We start from the raw sequence: 16,406 nt of genomic DNA on the forward strand, positions 1-16,406 counted from the left end.
CCAGTCACACTTCCAAAGCCACAACATAAGAAATTGATTTTTATATAAAATTAACCCTGAAAAGATCATAACAATAATGACATCCCTCCTTCCGATTTTGCTATCATATGAATGTACTAATAAGAGGTAAGCAAATGAAAATCTTTATCACTGACAATGAAGGGAATCTCATTCCTGTTGACGGAAAAAGCGTCGTGATCGAATTGAATAGCGGCGGAACTATTGAGATCGCCGAGGAGTACAGTCGGGACGATGTTCCTGAAGGTATTAATCTGTGGGGAGGACGAGAACCTTCCCCTTCACTCTCATTCGAGGAAATTAAAGCTCGAACAGAAGGCCTTGGTGTTTACCCCATTGCAGCCAATGCCCTGCACGTATTCCCATACAAACTTTCATCAAAAGAATGATTGCATTCAGCAGGCGAAGCGTTTTTCTCAAACCAAAGTAAGGCCATTGTTATCATAAATACCTCTGGCCTTGGGGGGAGTCAACTCGCTAATATCTGTTACTTCTGATTGCAGTCCATACTGGCGCTGCATTATTTCATCACTATATACAGAAAAAAATACGCTTTTGAGAGTGATTCCTGAGCATAAGCATTTGAATAATTAATAAATGATTATAATGTTAAGAAAATAAGCACTCAAGACAGTATGTACGTGGTCTAAAATATTAATCGTCATCATAATGCTTATGCTTCTTGCGATCACTCATAGACTCTTTAAAAGCATCTGCTTGTGTATTAGCAGCCTGCAGTCGACTCATGTTAGCACTGTAATTATTCCAATATTCTTTTTCTTCGTGATAACAAACATCACGGCTAATTCCCTTCGCTTCGCACTTTGCTAAGCGTTGTTCTTCTGATACGCAACCAGACATCAAAGAAACAGTAGAAAACGCAACCAGTATTATCATTAATTTATTCATATAGTAAGTTACATACATAACAAGGAGTCATGCTTTGAATTTTATTTCTCAAACATGTCGCCAAGATAAAAACAGAAAGGTAATAAAAAATCAATCGAGAAAAATGTTCTTTTTTGGACATTATTAATATTCAGGATAATAAATTATCATAACATGTTGATAAAAATGGATTTAACATTAGAGTAAAACAACATTAAAACGCACCATCTTTAATATACTCCCAATATTTTCTTGTTTTTAAAACGACTGTTTTACATATAATAATTAATAACATACAAACTCCACTCAATTATATTTAGTTCTCATGCCCGAATCGGTTTAAATAAATATTGAAAGATATGGATATCTTTTATCAATAAATAGAATTGTAATGACAAAGATAAAAATTAAATCTTTAGTGCTATTAAAATGAGTTTAATAGTCTAAGTTCCAGGAAAGCACTTTGCAGGTAAAAAAACGGGAACCAATCGGTTCCAATTCTTATACAACCCAGAATCTGGATTACATGTTTTCGATGATCGCGCCTTCCATACCTTTAACAATTAAGTCAGCCGCTTCGGTCCAACCCATGTGGCGCAGCATTACATTGCTAAAATCATAGCAATCATTTGATAAAGTTGAAATTATCATCCTCTCTACTTTCAAATCAGCCAGTAGCTACCATTTTAAACTCATTGATTATCTAAACTTTGATTTTAGTTTTGGGGAAGAGTTTTCGCCAAGAATCCAAGTTTTTCACGCCAGCTCATTCAACACACTACCGCTAATGGCAAGCCTCGATGGTAAAGCTGTTGCTGCCGCAGAGGTCCGATTTGAGCGAAAACCGGACGCCCGCATAGCGTGAACAGACATCCGGTATTTTGAAGTGGCAGATTACTTAATCTGCTTACCCGTTTCGTCAATGACCTTCTCGCCATCCTCTTTGGTAAACGCTCCTTTCTGACCTTCCGGTAGGATATCCAACACTATTTCTGAAGGGCGGCAAAGACGAGTGCCAAGCGGCGTAACGACTACCGGCCGATTAATCAGGATCGGATGTTGAAGCATGAAATCAATCAACTGCTCATCACTAAATTTCTCTTCATCAAGACCCAGGTGTTCATAAGGCTCAACATTCTTACGCAGTAATGCACGCACCGTAATTCCCATATCTGAAATAAGTTGAATCAGCTCATCACGGGTCGGTGGCGTATCGAGATAATAAATTATCGTTGGTTCGTTGCCGCTGTTACGGATCATCTCCAGCGTGTTGCGAGAAGTGCCGCAGGCAGGGTTATGATAGATGGTAATGTTGCTCATATCTGTATCTCATTACAAAGTGATGGAGAGCCGCAACGCCAGCGCGGCCAGAGTGACAAACAGCACGGGCAGAATCATGATAATACCCGTGCGGAAGTAATATCCCCAGGTAATCGTTATATTTTTCTGGGCAAGCACATGCAGCCAAAGCAGGGTTGCCAGACTGCCAATCGGGGTGATTTTCGGACCTAAATCGCAGCCAATCACGTTGGCATAAATCATTGCCTCTTTGACGATGCCAGTCGCCGTGCTCCCGTCAATCGCCAGTGCGCCAATCAGCACCGTCGGCATATTGTTCATCACCGACGACAGGAACGCGGTCAGGAAGCCGGTGCCGAACGTTGCTACCCATAACCCCTTTTCTGCCAGTAGGTTCAGCACGTCAGACAGATACTCCGTAAGCCCTGCATTGCGCAGGCCATAGACCACCAGGTACATACCCAACGAAAAAATAACGATCTGCCATGGCGCACCGCGGAGGACTTTTCCGGTGTTGATGGCATGACCTCTTTTCGCCACTATAAACAGTATTGCTGCGCCACTAGCCGCTATCGCACTGACCGGGATCCCCAGTGGCTCCAGAACAAAGAAACCGACAAGCAGCAATAACAGGACAATCCAGCCCGCCCTGAACGTTGCCGGATCCTTTATCACACTGGCAGGCGTCTTCAGCAGCGAAACGTCATACGTCGCCGGAATGTCCCTGCGGAAGAAGAGATGCAGCATGACCAGAGTGGCCGCAATCGCTGCCACATCTACGGGGATCATAACGGAGGCATACTGCGTAAAGCCCAGACCGAAAAAGTCCGCCGAGACGATATTCACCAGGTTAGAAACAATTAGCGGCAGGCTGGCCGTATCTGCAATAAATCCTGCAGCCATGACAAACGCCAATGTCGTGCCCTGGCTGAATCCCAGTGCGAGCAGCATCGCAATTACAATCGGCGTTAGGATCAGCGCAGCGCCGTCATTGGCAAACAACGCAGCAACAGCGGCACCAAGCAAGACTATCCAGGTAAACAAAAGGCGGCCACGTCCGTTACCCCAGCTGGAGACGTGCAGTGCGGCCCATTCAAAGAAGCCGGACTCATCAAGCAACAGGCTGATGATAATGACCGCAATAAATGCCGCTGTCGCGTTCCAGACGATATTCCAGACAACGGGAATATCAGCGATATGGATGACTCCGGTTCCCAGCGCCAGCGCAGCTCCAATACTCGCGCTCCAGCCAATACTCAGGCCTCTGGGTTGCCAGATAACCAGTACCAGCGTCAGTAAAAATATACTCCCTGCCAAAAACATTTCAGACTCCGTTATATATGATTATGTAAATATGTTTTCCTGCCTCAGCAGGAGGTACAGGCCGACTTTGCCAACCATTCCCGCACATCCTCCCGAAGGCACAGCCAGGATGTCGTGATTGTCTCAGCGGCCCACGCCGGAATATGAGGTGACAGACGATAGTGGATCCATTTCCCTTCCCGACGATCAAGAACAAGCTTTGCCTCGCGCAGGACGGCCATATGGCGTGATATTTTGGGCTGTGATTCGGCGGTAGCTGCACAGATATCGCACACGCACAGTTCTCCGGACTCCCGCAGAAGCATGACAATGGCGAGACGTGTTTCATCTGACAGGATTTTGAAAAGCTGAACAGGTTGTAGCATTTTTCTCTCCGCTCCCTTTAGAATACACATATGGTAAATCATATGTATCAACTTTGAAATCATCTGCTCTCTCTGGAGGAGAAAAATGGAACAATTTCCTGCCCTGAATACTGCATGCTTTGATCAACACATCGCTGAACGCCTGAACGTGCAGGAGCCACCACGGATTCTGATCCTGTATGGTTCAGTGAGAGAGCGCTCCTACAGCCGCTTTGCCGCGGAGGAAGCCGGTCGCCTGCTGACGGCGATGGGCGCGGAGGTGAAACTGTTTAACCCCTCCGGTTTACCCCTGCCGGATGATGCGCCGGACACGCATCCCAAAGTCACCGAGCTGCGCGGTCTGGTCAGATGGTGTGATGGGATGGTGTGGAGTTCTCCGGAACGGCACGGTGCTATGAGCGCAGTCATGAAGGCGCAGATTGACTGGATCCCCTTAAGTGAAGGAGCGATTCGTCCTTCGCAGGGCAAAACACTTGCAGTAATGCAGGTCTGCGGTGGTTCACAGTCCTTCAATGCCGTGAACCAGATGCGTATACTTGGTCGCTGGATGCGGATGTTTACGATCCCCAACCAGTCCTCTGTAGCCAAGGCATGGCAAGAGTTCGACGAAAACGGACGAATGAAACCTTCTTCATGGTATGACCGCATCGTCGATGTAGCCGAGGAGCTGTTTAAAATCACGCTGCTGCTTAAGGGACAAACCAGTTATCTTGCAGATCGTTACAGCGAGCGAAAAGAGAGTCATCAGGAGCTTTCATCCCGTGTCAATCAGGACAAAATATAACGTATGTTCTTCGTGAATCCATACTGCATGAGCTTACCAATGTCCGCTTTGGCAGATTGATTATGCCGGATGATCTCTAAATGTGAACGGCACGATTATGCGGGCTACTTACAATTGCACATATCAGCAATGAGCCATCGCAGGCAGTAAGTGACGCATCCACAACAAACAGCGCCCCCTGAAGTATTCCTTCCCTGAAATGTGAACGCGATGCCCGCATAAAATAAGTCGCTGCGGGCTGGCTGATTAGTTGCTGATCGAGGGAGATTCGTGTTTCAACATAATCTGCCGCAGGTGAAGGAAAGCCCATGTTTATGCCCTCTCTTGAATACCGGATAAAAAATACAGCACAAATACTGTATATCCATCCAGCAATGAAGCGATAAGCAATGTTCGTGGAACTCGTTTATGACAAAAGGAATTTTGATGGTCTGCCCGGTGCAAAAGATATCATTCTGGGCGAATTGACCAAGAGGGTTCACCGGATTTTCCCCGACGCTGATGTCCGGGTTAAACCGATGATGACATTGCCGGCGATCAACACTGACGCCAGCAAGCACGAGAAGGAACAGATAAGCCGTACTGTCCAGGAAATGTTTGAAGAGGCTGATATGTGGCTGGTTTCAGATTAAGTGCGTTCGATTCATCTTCCTTTACCCTATCCCGCCCAACTGTATTCTGCTGCTATACGCAGATAGCTGTCACAGCCGGGATTAAGTGCAGCAGTCAGTAATTCATCTGTGTTGAGGCCTGATTAAGCCGTATCGCGGTTAAATAGCCAAGGAACCTTAAATGGAGAAGCATTGATGGAGTGGGTAAACGCGTTGATGAGCCATTTCGCGCTTCATCCTTTCAGCCTGTGGGGCCTGCTTTTTGGAATAGCATTCGCAAAATCTACGTTCCTCATTTCAGCTGTATTACCGCCAGCATCTGTTATGTTGGTTGCTGTAATTTCCGTCGGCAAGGCGACTATTGCGCCATGGGAAGCGGGAATTGCTGTAATGATTGGCGCATGGTGCGGGACAATTGTTAATTATCACCTTGGAATGATGATGGGACATCTACCCTGGCTGGCACGCATCATGTCGCGTCATGCCGATACAGTAGTACGGGTTCGACGCCGGTTGCAAAACAGTTCTGTACCGATACTTTTTACTTCGCGCTTTATTGCCGTGCTGCGTTACATTGTGCCATTAGTTGCTGGAATGTTGCATCTTCATCCAGTGAAAGTGTATGCAGTCAGTCTGATCTCTGCGGCGACCTGGTCAGCGCTTTATGTCGGAGGCTTTAGTCTCGTTTTGCCTTTTTTTAGCTAAACCAGACATAAATAGACCACAACAAGCCCTGATCCCCCCTGGTACTGGGCGGATAAAATGACAGGGAAAGAATTTATCAGGCACAAAAAAAACGGGAACCAATCGGCTCCCGTTCTCATACAACCCAGAATGTGGATTACATATTTTCGATGATCGCGTCACCAAACTCTGAACATTTCAGCAGCTTAGCGCCGTCCATCAGACGTTCGAAGTCATAGGTTACAGTCTTGGCGTTAATTGCGCCTTCCATACCTTTAACAATTAAGTCAGCCGCTTCTACCCAACCCATGTGGCGCAGCATCATTTCTGCAGACAGAATGATAGAACCTGGGTTCACTTTATCCTGACCTGCATACTTCGGTGCAGTACCGTGGGTTGCTTCGAACAGTGCGCATTCGTCACCGATGTTTGCACCCGGCGCGATACCAATACCACCAACCTGTGCGGCCAGCGCATCGGAGATGTAGTCACCGTTCAGGTTCATACATGCAATCACGTCATACTCAGCCGGGCGCAGCAGGATCTGTTGCAGGAACGCATCGGCAATGACGTCCTTAACCACGATCTCTTTACCGGTTTTCGGGTTCTTGATTTTCACCCATGGACCGCCATCGATCAGTTCGCCACCAAATTCTTCACGCGCTAACTGGTAACCCCAGTCTTTGAACGCGCCTTCGGTGAACTTCATGATGTTGCCTTTGTGTACCAGGGTAACTGAATCACGATCGTTGGCGATGGCGTATTCAATCGCTGCACGTACCAGACGTTTAGTCCCTTCTTCAGAACACGGTTTGATACCAATACCGCAATGTTCCGGGAAGCGTATTTTCTTCACACCCATCTCTTCGCGCAGGAATTTAATCACTTTCTCAGCATCGGCAGAGTCAGCTTTCCACTCGATACCCGCGTAGATATCTTCGGAGTTTTCACGGAAGATGACCATATCGGTCAGTTCAGGATGTTTAACCGGGCTTGGTGTACCCTGATAATAACGCACCGGACGCAGGCAAACATACAGATCAAGTTCCTGACGCAGAGCTACGTTCAGAGAGCGAATACCGCCGCCAACAGGGGTGGTCAGAGGGCCTTTAATGGCAACACGATATTCACGAATCAGATCTAAGGTTTCAGCAGGCAGCCAGACGTCCTGGCCATAAACCTGAGTGGATTTCTCGCCGGTGTAGATTTCCATCCAGGAGATTTTACGCTCGCCTTTATAGGCTTTCTCGACAGCAGCATCGACAACTTTGATCATCGGTGGGGTTACATCAACGCCGATACCGTCGCCTTCAATGAACGGGATAATCGGATTTTCAGGAACGTTGAGTTTGCCGTTTTGCAGGGTGATCTTCTTACCTTCCGCCGGAACAACTACTTTGCTTTCCATTCACCTCTCCTTCGAGCGCTTCTGGTTCTGCTCGTCTGTCATCGCGCTGCATGTGCGTTTGCGTCCTGCTGCACGAATGCGTTAGAGCAATTTTTTGTTAATGTTTTGTAATGAGCATGTCAATACTACCCTAATGTTCGTCGCCATGAAAGACACTCGTTCTTAGGCTATAATGCGGCAATTGATATAATCTGAAAATACCATGCAAAAAACTTCTTTTAGAAATCACCGGGTTGAGCGATTCAGCTCACGACAAGTCACTAAGCAGCGTAAAGAAAACCAGCCAAAACGCGTGGTTTTGTTCAATAAACCCTACGATGTTTTGCCACAATTTACTGACGAGGCTGGCAGAAGCACGTTAAAAGATTTTATTCCCTTGCCGGGAATTTATGCGGCGGGCCGACTCGACCGGGACAGCGAAGGGCTTTTGGTGCTGACCAATGACGGCGCACTGCAGGCGCGGTTAACGCAACCCGGAAAGCGTACCGGGAAAATTTATTACGTCCAGGTTGAAGGCGAGCCGACGGCAGAAGCGCTGGACGCCCTGCGTACCGGAGTAACGCTCAATGATGGCCCCACGCTACCCGCAGGCATTGAGGTAGTAGAGGAACCCGTATGGCTGTGGCCGAGAAATCCGCCGATTCGGGAACGAAAAAACATTCCCACCAGTTGGTTGAAAGTCACCTTATATGAAGGCCGCAACCGTCAGGTACGTCGTATGACCGCGCATGTTGGATTTCCTACGCTGCGCCTCATCCGCTATGCCATGGGGGATTACACGCTGGATAATCTCGCCAACGGCGAGTGGCGGGAACTTAAATCATAACCGTACGGTTTAACGTGAGTGTTAACAGGGAAGAATGAAAAATATGGATAAACAGCTTTTTGCAGCATTCATCCTGCTCGGCGTGTCACCGTTTTGTTCAGCAAAACTGGACTGTGAGGCGATTGCCGGAATTGCAGCAGGAGAGGCAAACTACCTTTATGAGCCTGCCAAAGTAAAAACCGACTCACGTCTGCATTTCTATTCTGCACCAGCAACAGAGTGTCAACTCCCCGCGTTCATGGTCAATGGCGACACTGTTGAGGTGCTCAGGAGTTCGCAGCGCTACAAAAGCACGGGCATGCTTTCCAAAGATGAGCCTTATCGTTACGTACGTTATCGGGACGCTAAAGGAGCCTTTGCCACCGGGTGGGTCTCGGCTGATGGATTAACGCTGTTATCCAGCCCGCTTGTAGCAAGCGCGTCTTGCCAGTCATGGGCAAATAAAGAGATGTCACAGCGTGGGTACTTGCCCTACTCCTTCGCAAACCACTATCAGGTAATGGGAGACGCCCGCGCATGGTTCTATGCGATGCCAACCGAACAGTGTCGCAGCCCATCCGTATTTTTAGTGCCCGGCGACCTCGTCTCTGTACAAGAACAATCCAACGATGATTTTATGGAAGCAGTCTACTACACCACCGATCGCCATATCGTACGCGGCTGGTTAAAAAAGTCGCAGTTAAAGGCTTTAAACAGCGGTGACCGCTATCGCGACGACATCAACCCGCTGTCGACAGACAAGGCAACGAGAGTCGCCACCCTTGGGCTACGTCACGACTATCAATGTATTTTTTATGAAAGCTGGAATGCTAAAAAGGCCATTGAGATTATCGTACGCGAGGATCATCAAACTGCATTTTGTCGCGGAGGGGCCGACCCACAAACGTCGCCTCCTGTGGCTTATATCAGTATCGACAAGACCAGCGGTGAAATTAGTTGGCCAGATGTTGCCGAAGGTTTTGCTGAGGAATAAGGGGGAAACATGTTCAAACCGCACGTCACGGTCGCCTGCATTGTGCATGCAGAAGATAAATTCTTAGTCGTTGAAGAAACGATCAATGGCAAGGCCTTGTGGAATCAACCCGCAGGACACCTGGAAGCCGACGAAACGCTGGTGCAAGCCGCAGCACGCGAACTATGGGAAGAAACGGGCATTAAAGCACAGCCACAGCATTTTGTTCGTATGCATCAATGGATTGCGCCGGACAGAACGCCCTTTTTGCGTTTTCTTTTCACTATCGAGCTTGCCAATATGTGCGCTACTGAACCCCATGACAGCGATATTGATTGCTGTCGTTGGGTCAGCGCAGAAGAGATTTTCTCTGCGCCAAACCTGCGTTCGCCGTTGGTTGCAGAGAGTATTCGCTGTTATCAGAGCGGCCAGCGCTACCCGCTGGCGATGATCGGTGAATTTAACTGGCCGTTTACAGAGGGTGTCAAGTAAAGGGCTGCGTGCTAGAATATGCCGCCTTGAAGTTCAATGTTGTGAGTATTCCTATGTCTGAAAGCCCAAAAAAAGTGATCGTCGGCATGTCCGGCGGTGTCGATTCCTCCGTTTCTGCCTGGCTGTTACAACAACAGGGCTATCAGGTAGAAGGCCTGTTCATGAAGAACTGGGAAGAGGACGATGGCGAGGAATACTGCACAGCGGCAGCCGACCTTGCGGATGCACAGGCTGTCTGTGACAAACTCGGCATTGAACTGCATACCGTCAACTTTGCCGCAGAATACTGGGACAACGTCTTTGAACTGTTCCTTGAAGAGTACAAAGCGGGCCGTACGCCGAATCCGGATATTCTGTGTAATAAAGAAATTAAGTTTAAAGCCTTCCTTGAGTTTGCCGCCGAAGATTTAGGTGCCGATTACATCGCCACCGGTCACTATGTGCGTCGCGCAGATGTCGACGGCAAAAGTCGCCTGCTGCGTGGGCTCGATGGTAATAAAGACCAAAGTTATTTCCTCTATACGCTCGGCCATGAGCAAATCGCGCAAAGCCTGTTCCCGGTCGGTGAACTGGAAAAACCGCAGGTGCGTAAAATTGCCGAAGACCTTGGTCTGATTACGGCCAAGAAAAAAGACTCCACCGGCATCTGCTTCATTGGCGAACGTAAGTTCCGCGAATTTCTTGGTCGCTACCTGCCGGCTCAGCCAGGCAAAATCATCACCGTTGATGGTGAAGAGATTGGCCAGCATCAGGGGCTGATGTACCACACTCTGGGTCAGCGTAAAGGTCTGGGTATTGGCGGAACGAAAGAAGGGACAGAAGATCCATGGTATGTAGTGGATAAAGACGTTGAGAACAACATTCTGGTTGTCGCTCAGGGTCATGAACATCCACGTCTGATGTCTGTTGGCCTGGTGGCGCAACAGCTGCATTGGGTCGATCGCGAACCGTTCACTGGTACCATGCGCTGTACGGTGAAAACCCGCTATCGTCAGACCGACATTCCGTGCACCGTTAAAGCACTGGATGCTGAGCGTATTGAAGTCATTTTCGACGAGCCAGTCGCGGCGGTTACGCCGGGTCAGTCGGCTGTCTTTTACAATGGCGAAGTGTGCCTCGGCGGCGGCATTATCGAACAACGATTGCCTCTGCCTGTATAATTACTTACACATTTGATACAAGGAAGCAGTGAACGTGGCAAAGAATTATTATGACATCACCCTCGCCCTGGCAGGCATTTGCCAGTCGGCACGCCTGGTGCAGGAACTGGCGCACCAGGGGCATTGTGATGCCGATGCATTACACGTTTCACTGAACAGTGTCATCGACATGAATCCCAGCTCTACGCTGGGCGTGTTTGGCGGCAGCGAGGCCAACCTGCGTTTGGGGCTGGAAACAATGCTCGGCGTACTGAACGCCAGCAGTCGCCAGGGACTGAACGCTGAACTCACTCGTTACACGCTAAGCCTGATGGTGCTGGAGCGTAAGCTGTCAGCGGCCAAGGGCGCTATGGACACGCTGGGAGACCGTATCAGCGGCTTGCAGCGCCAGCTGGACCATTTTGATTTGCAGTCAGAAACGTTGATGAGTGCGATGGCTGGCATTTATGTTGACGTCATCAGCCCACTCGGCCCGCGTATTCAGGTCACGGGTTCCCCGGCCATCCTCCAGAGCCCGCAGGTACAGGCTAAAGTACGCGCTTCGCTGCTGGCTGGCATCCGTGCTGCCGTGCTCTGGCATCAGGTTGGTGGAGGCCGTCTGCAACTCATGTTTTCTCGTAATCGCCTGACGACTCAGGCAAAACAAATTCTTGCTCATTTAACCCCGGAGTTGTGATCTATGGAATTATCCTCACTGACCGCCGTTTCCCCTGTCGATGGACGCTACGGCGATAAAGTCAGCGCGCTGCGCGGGATTTTCAGCGAATACGGTTTGCTGAAATTCCGCGTACAGGTTGAAGTACGCTGGCTGCAAAAACTGGCCGCGCACGCAGCGATCAAGGAAGTTCCTGCTTTTGCTGCCGACGCAATCGGTTTCCTTGATGCGATCGTCGCTAACTTCAATGAAGAAGATGCTGCGCGCATCAAAACCATTGAACGTACGACCAACCATGATGTGAAGGCAGTTGAGTATTTCCTGAAAGAGAAAGTAGCGGATATCCCGGAACTGCACGCCGTTTCCGAATTTATCCACTTTGCGTGTACCTCAGAAGACATCAACAACCTGTCTCACGCGCTGATGCTGAAAACCGCACGCGACGAAGTGGTTCTGCCGTACTGGCGCCAGCTTATCGACGCGGTGAAAGATCTGTCTGTACAGTACCGCGATATTCCTCTGCTCTCCCGTACCCACGGTCAGCCAGCCACTCCGTCTACGCTGGGCAAAGAAATGGCTAACGTGGCCTACCGTATGGAGCGTCAGTATCGCCAACTCAATCAGGTTGAAATTCTTGGTAAGATCAACGGTGCTGTGGGTAACTATAACGCCCACATCGCCGCTTACCCGGAAGTTGACTGGCATCAGTTCAGCGAAGAATTTGTCACCTCGCTGGGCATCCAGTGGAACCCGTACACCACGCAGATTGAGCCGCACGACTACATTGCCGAGCTGTTCGACTGCATCGCCCGTTTCAACACCATCCTGATCGACTTTGACCGTGATGTCTGGGGCTACGTGGCACTGAACCATTTCAAACAGAAAACTATCGCGGGCGAAATCGGTTCTTCGACCATGCCACACAAAGTGAACCCTATCGATTTCGAAAACTCTGAGGGTAACCTGGGCCTGTCTAACGCGGTTCTGCAGCACCTGGCGAGTAAACTGCCGGTTTCCCGCTGGCAGCGTGATCTGACTGATTCTACCGTTCTGCGTAACCTGGGTGTGGGTATCGGCTATGCGTTGATCGCCTATCAGTCTACGTTGAAGGGGGTTAGCAAACTGGAAGTGAACCGCGATCATCTGCTGGATGAACTGGATCATAACTGGGAAGTTCTGGCAGAGCCGATTCAGACCGTGATGCGTCGCTACGGTATTGAGAAGCCGTACGAGAAGTTGAAAGAACTGACCCGTGGCAAGCGCGTTGACGCCGAAGGTATGAAGCAGTTTATCGATGGTCTGGCACTGCCGGAAGAAGAGAAAACTCGCCTGAAAGCAATGACGCCTGCCAATTATATTGGTCGCGCCATCGCCATGGTTGATGAACTGAAGTAATCAGCAACTCCCCAGATGCTGAACAGAAGCCGGATAAGCGTAAGCGATTCCGGCTTTTTATCACCCGCTACATTATCCCTTCCCCCGGTTTATTCAATGTTTATCCCCACAGCCACATAATCAGCGTTAAACTATTCATACCATTATTTTAGGGAGAAACGATGATGCGCGTACTGGTTGTCGAGGATAATGCTTTATTACGCCACCACCTCAAGGTTCAGTTACAGGATTTAGGGCATCAGGTGGATGATGCAGAAGATGCGAAGGAAGCGGACTATTATCTGAATGAGCATCTGCCGGATATCGCGATCGTTGATTTAGGGCTCCCCGATGAAGATGGTTTGTCGCTAATCCGCCGCTGGCGCAGTAATGAGGTTTCGCTGCCAATTCTGGTATTAACCGCGCGCGAAGGCTGGCAGGACAAAGTGGAAGTCCTCAGTGCAGGCGCTGACGATTATGTCACCAAACCGTTTCACATCGAAGAAGTGGCTGCACGCATGCAGGCACTGATGCGTCGAAACAGCGGTCTGGCATCGCAAATTATCTCCCTTCCGCCTTTTCAGGTGGACCTCTCCCGACGCGAGTTATCCGTCAATGATGAAGTTATCAAGCTCACAGCGTTTGAATATACCATTATGGAAACACTCATCCGTAATAATGGCAAAGTGGTTAGTAAAGATTCGCTCATGCTGCAGCTTTATCCGGATGCCGAGCTGCGCGAAAGTCATACTATTGATGTTCTGATGGGGCGTCTACGTAAAAAAATTCAGGCGCAATATCCGCATGAGGTGATCACTACCGTGCGTGGCCAGGGATATCTTTTTGAACTGCGCTAATGAATAAACTATTGCGTCATTTTTTCCCGTTATCGCTGCGGTTACGCTTTTTACTGGCAACTGCGGGCGTGGTGTTGGTGCTGTCGCTGGCCTACGGCATGGTTGCCCTTGTGGGTTACAGTGTCAGCTTTGATAAGACAACGTTCCGCCTGCTGCGGGGTGAAAGTAATCTATTCTATACTCTGGCAAAGTGGGAAAACGGCAAGATAAACGTCGAGTTGCCTGAAAATCTCGATATGCAAAGCCCAACAATGTCGCTGATCTATAACGAAAGCGGTGAGTTGTTGTGGGCGCAGCGCAATGTTCCCTGGTTGACGCAAAGTATCCAACCGGACTGGCTAAAAACGAACGGTTTTCATGAAATTGAAGCCAATGTAGACGCCACCAGTACCTTACTGGGCGAAGATCACTCCGCTCAGCAGCAGTTAAAAGAAGTCAGAGAAGATGACGACGACGCCGAAATGACCCACTCCGTGGCGGTAAACGTCTACCCTGCTACTGCCAGAATGCCGCAACTGACCATTGTGGTTGTCGATACCATTCCAATAGAGCTAAAGCGCTCGTATATGGTCTGGAGCTGGTTTATTTATGTGCTGGTCGCCAATCTGTTGCTGGTCATTCCGCTGTTATGGGTGGCCGCGTGGTGGAGCCTGCGGCCGATTGAATCGCTGGCGCGTGAAGTCCGTGAGCTTGAGGAACATCATCGTGAGATGCTAAACCCCGCCACCACACGCGAATTGACCAGCCTGGTTCGTAATCTCAATCGGCTGTTAAAAAGCGAACGTGAGCGTTATGACAAATACCGCACCACGTTAACAGACCTCACCCATAGTCTGAAAACACCACTGGCGGTATTGCAGAGTACTCTGCGCTCAATGCGTAATGAAAAGATGAGCGTCAGCGACGCAGAGCCTATCATGCTGGAACAAATCAGCCGTATTTCTCAACAGATAGGCTATTACCTGCATCGCGCCAGCATGCGTGGCAGCAGTGCCCTGCTCAGCCGCGAACTGCACCCGATCGCGCCGTTGCTGGATAAACTGACCTCGGCACTGAATAAGGTGTATCAGCGTAAAGGCGTCAACATTAACCTCGATATCTCACCTGAAATCAGCTTTGTGGGCGAACAGAATGATTTTGTCGAGGTGTTGGGCAACGTACTGGATAACGCCTGTAAATATTGTCTGGAGTTTGTCGAGATTTCAGCGCAACTGTCTGAGGATCAGCTGCATATTCTGGTTGAAGATGATGGTCCTGGTATTCCGCAAAGCAAACGGGAAGTGGTGTTTGACCGTGGACAGCGCGTAGATACGCTACGTCCAGGACAAGGCGTCGGTCTGGCAGTGGCGCGAGAAATCACCGAACAGTATGACGGGCAGATTATTGCAGGTGATAGCCTGCTGGGTGGCGCGCGCATGGAAGTTATTTTTGGCCGCCAGCAGCCGGGCCAGAAAGACGAGTAATCATCGCATGTAATAAATATGTACTGACTTCACGCTTGAGGTTAAGTATCCGTTATAATCGGTTGCAGATACCAGCCTGCGGGATGCTCATTATGGAATACCAACTCACACTTAACTGGCCCGATTTTCTTGAACGCCACTGGCAGAAACGCCCGGTGGTCTTAAAACGCGGGTTTAACAATTTTATTGATCCTCTCTCTCCTGACGAACTGGCTGGACTGGCAATGGAAAGCGAAGTCGACAGCCGACTCGTCAGCCACCAGGACGGAAAATGGCAGGTTAGCCACGGTCCCTTCGAAAGCTACGACCATCTTGGCGAGAACAACTGGTCTTTGCTGGTGCAGGCGGTCAACCACTGGCACGAGCCAACTGCCGCGCTGATGCGCCCGTTCCGTGAATTACCGGACTGGCGCATCGACGATCTGATGATTTCTTTCTCTGTCCCCGGCGGCGGCGTTGGCCCGCACCTGGATCAGTACGATGTATTTATCATTCAGGGAACCGGTCGTCGTCGCTGGCGCGTAGGTGAAAAACTGCAGCTGAAACAGCACTGCCCTCACCCGGATCTCCTTCAGGTCGACCCGTTTGAAGCTATCATCGATGAAGAGCTGGAGCCCGGCGATATACTGTACATTCCACCGGGATTCCCGCACGAAGGTTATGCGCTGGAAAACGCGATGAACTATTCGGTCGGTTTCCGTGCGCCAAACACTCGCGAGCTGATCAGCGGGTTCGCCGATTACGTTTTGCAACGCGAACTGGGTAGCACCTATTACAGCGATCCGGACCTGCCGCCGCGCGATCATCCGGCCGACGTTCTGCCGCAGGAGATGGATAAGCTGCGCGAAATGATGCTCGGGCTGATTAATCAACCAGAACATTTCCAGCAGTGGTTTGGCGAGTTTATTTCTCAGTCTCGTCATGAACTGGATATTGCCCCGCCGGAGCCACCGTATCAGCCAGACGAAATTTACGATGCCCTGAAGCAAGGTGATGTGTTAGTGCGTCTGGGCGGATTGCGTGTATTGCGTATTGGCGACGACGTCTACGCTAACGGTGAGAAAATTGATTCACCGCATCGTCCTGCCCTGGAAGCGCTGGCCAGTCATATTGTGCTGACGGCTGAGAACTTTGAGGATGCGCTGGAAGATCCTTCTTTCCTTGCCATGCTTGCCGCGCTGGTCAACAGCGGGTACTGGTTCTTCGAAGGATAATGCGAAATTTGCCTGATGTGACGCTACGCGTCT

18 protein-coding genes and 3 pseudogenes are annotated in these 16,406 nt (G+C 49.6%); 14 read left to right on the top strand and 7 right to left on the bottom strand.

Annotated features, from left to right (window positions below):
* Positions 1-134: 134 nt before the first annotated feature.
* Positions 135-407 carry a hypothetical protein gene (locus SK33_RS13975; RefSeq protein WP_003030757.1) on the top strand — a complete coding sequence of 91 codons (273 nt, stop codon included), beginning with the start codon at positions 135-137 and terminating at the stop codon, positions 405-407.
* A gap of 104 nt (positions 408-511) precedes the next feature.
* Positions 512-612: pseudogene (locus tag SK33_RS26750) on the top strand (cytochrome b); the annotation flags it as partial.
* A gap of 60 nt (positions 613-672) precedes the next feature.
* On the opposite strand, the gene SK33_RS13980 reads toward SK33_RS26750, so the two are convergent.
* The 5 genes and pseudogenes from SK33_RS13980 to SK33_RS13995 all read right to left on the bottom strand — a co-directional run bounded on the left by SK33_RS13980 (position 673) and on the right by SK33_RS13995 (position 3,893).
* Entirely contained in the window at positions 673-927 is a 255-nt protein-coding gene (locus SK33_RS13980; protein ID WP_003846687.1) for a hypothetical protein, read from the bottom strand.
* 516 nt (positions 928-1,443) lie between these two features.
* A pseudogene (locus SK33_RS26755) lies at positions 1,444-1,518 on the bottom strand (hypothetical protein); the annotation flags it as partial.
* 282 nt (positions 1,519-1,800) lie between these two features.
* Positions 1,801-2,226, bottom strand: coding sequence for a glutaredoxin-dependent arsenate reductase (gene arsC / locus SK33_RS13985; RefSeq protein WP_003030760.1), 426 nt, complete (start codon positions 2,224-2,226; stop codon positions 1,801-1,803).
* 12 nt (positions 2,227-2,238) lie between these two features.
* Complete coding sequence (locus tag SK33_RS13990; protein WP_003030761.1) at positions 2,239-3,528, bottom strand: arsenic transporter; 1,290 nt, start codon at positions 3,526-3,528, stop codon at positions 2,239-2,241.
* Between the two features lie 44 nt (positions 3,529-3,572).
* On the bottom strand, positions 3,573-3,893 hold the full coding sequence (locus tag SK33_RS13995; protein WP_003030762.1) for a transcriptional regulator: 321 nt from the start codon (positions 3,891-3,893) through the stop codon (positions 3,573-3,575).
* Positions 3,894-3,978: 85 nt separating this feature from the next.
* Between SK33_RS13995 and arsH the strand changes: the two genes are divergently transcribed.
* A complete protein-coding gene (arsH, locus tag SK33_RS14000) occupies positions 3,979-4,677 on the top strand; it encodes an arsenical resistance protein ArsH (protein ID WP_008320415.1) in 699 nt (232 codons plus the stop codon).
* Between the two features lie 112 nt (positions 4,678-4,789).
* On the opposite strand, the pseudogene SK33_RS14005 reads toward arsH, so the two are convergent.
* Positions 4,790-4,987, bottom strand: a pseudogene (locus tag SK33_RS14005) (S24 family peptidase); the annotation flags it as partial.
* Positions 4,988-5,066: 79 nt separating this feature from the next.
* On the opposite strand from SK33_RS14005, the gene SK33_RS14010 reads away from it, so the two are divergent.
* Entirely contained in the window at positions 5,067-5,309 is a 243-nt protein-coding gene (locus SK33_RS14010; RefSeq protein ID WP_003840850.1) for a DinI family protein, read from the top strand.
* A 174-nt stretch (positions 5,310-5,483) separates the two neighbouring features.
* Positions 5,484-5,993 carry a DedA family protein gene (locus SK33_RS14015; RefSeq protein ID WP_003030767.1) on the top strand — a complete coding sequence of 170 codons (510 nt, stop codon included), beginning with the start codon at positions 5,484-5,486 and terminating at the stop codon, positions 5,991-5,993.
* 136 nt (positions 5,994-6,129) lie between these two features.
* Here SK33_RS14015 and icd read toward each other — a convergent pair whose 3' ends face one another.
* Positions 6,130-7,380: an NADP-dependent isocitrate dehydrogenase gene (gene icd / locus SK33_RS14020; protein WP_003030769.1), complete on the bottom strand. Its 1,251-nt coding sequence runs from the start codon at positions 7,378-7,380 to the stop codon at positions 6,130-6,132.
* Positions 7,381-7,582: 202 nt separating this feature from the next.
* On the opposite strand from icd, the gene rluE reads away from it, so the two are divergent.
* The 9 genes from rluE (at position 7,583) to roxA (ending at position 16,373) form a co-directional block, all read left to right on the top strand.
* Positions 7,583-8,206: a 23S rRNA pseudouridine(2457) synthase RluE gene (gene rluE, locus SK33_RS14025; RefSeq protein ID WP_048219070.1), complete on the top strand. Its 624-nt coding sequence runs from the start codon at positions 7,583-7,585 to the stop codon at positions 8,204-8,206.
* Positions 8,207-8,240: 34 nt separating this feature from the next.
* Positions 8,241-9,179: a hypothetical protein gene (locus tag SK33_RS14030; RefSeq protein WP_048219072.1), complete on the top strand. Its 939-nt coding sequence runs from the start codon at positions 8,241-8,243 to the stop codon at positions 9,177-9,179.
* Positions 9,180-9,188: 9 nt separating this feature from the next.
* Positions 9,189-9,650: an NUDIX hydrolase gene (locus SK33_RS14035; RefSeq protein WP_048219074.1), complete on the top strand. Its 462-nt coding sequence runs from the start codon at positions 9,189-9,191 to the stop codon at positions 9,648-9,650.
* 53 nt (positions 9,651-9,703) lie between these two features.
* Positions 9,704-10,810, top strand: a complete 1,107-nt coding sequence (gene mnmA / locus SK33_RS14040; protein WP_003832402.1) for a tRNA 2-thiouridine(34) synthase MnmA — start codon at positions 9,704-9,706, stop codon at positions 10,808-10,810.
* Between the two features lie 34 nt (positions 10,811-10,844).
* Complete coding sequence (hflD, locus tag SK33_RS14045; protein ID WP_003841885.1) at positions 10,845-11,486, top strand: high frequency lysogenization protein HflD; 642 nt, start codon at positions 10,845-10,847, stop codon at positions 11,484-11,486.
* Between the two features lie 3 nt (positions 11,487-11,489).
* Complete coding sequence (purB, locus tag SK33_RS14050) at positions 11,490-12,860, top strand: adenylosuccinate lyase (protein WP_032949068.1); 1,371 nt, start codon at positions 11,490-11,492, stop codon at positions 12,858-12,860.
* Positions 12,861-13,024: 164 nt separating this feature from the next.
* Positions 13,025-13,696 (top strand): two-component system response regulator PhoP, encoded by a 672-nt coding sequence (gene phoP / locus SK33_RS14055; RefSeq protein WP_003030783.1) that lies wholly within the window; start codon positions 13,025-13,027, stop codon positions 13,694-13,696.
* Entirely contained in the window at positions 13,696-15,159 is a 1,464-nt protein-coding gene (gene phoQ, locus SK33_RS14060) for a two-component system sensor histidine kinase PhoQ (RefSeq protein WP_003030784.1), read from the top strand. The genes phoP and phoQ overlap by 1 nt, the downstream gene beginning before the upstream one ends.
* 92 nt (positions 15,160-15,251) lie before the next feature.
* Positions 15,252-16,373, top strand: coding sequence for a [50S ribosomal protein L16]-arginine 3-hydroxylase (gene roxA, locus SK33_RS14065; RefSeq protein WP_003030786.1), 1,122 nt, complete (start codon positions 15,252-15,254; stop codon positions 16,371-16,373).
* The last annotated feature ends 33 nt before the right edge of the window (positions 16,374-16,406 follow it).

Source organism: Citrobacter sp. MGH103 (assembly GCF_001034475.2).
Classification (GTDB): Bacteria; Pseudomonadota; Gammaproteobacteria; order Enterobacterales; family Enterobacteriaceae; genus Citrobacter; species Citrobacter freundii.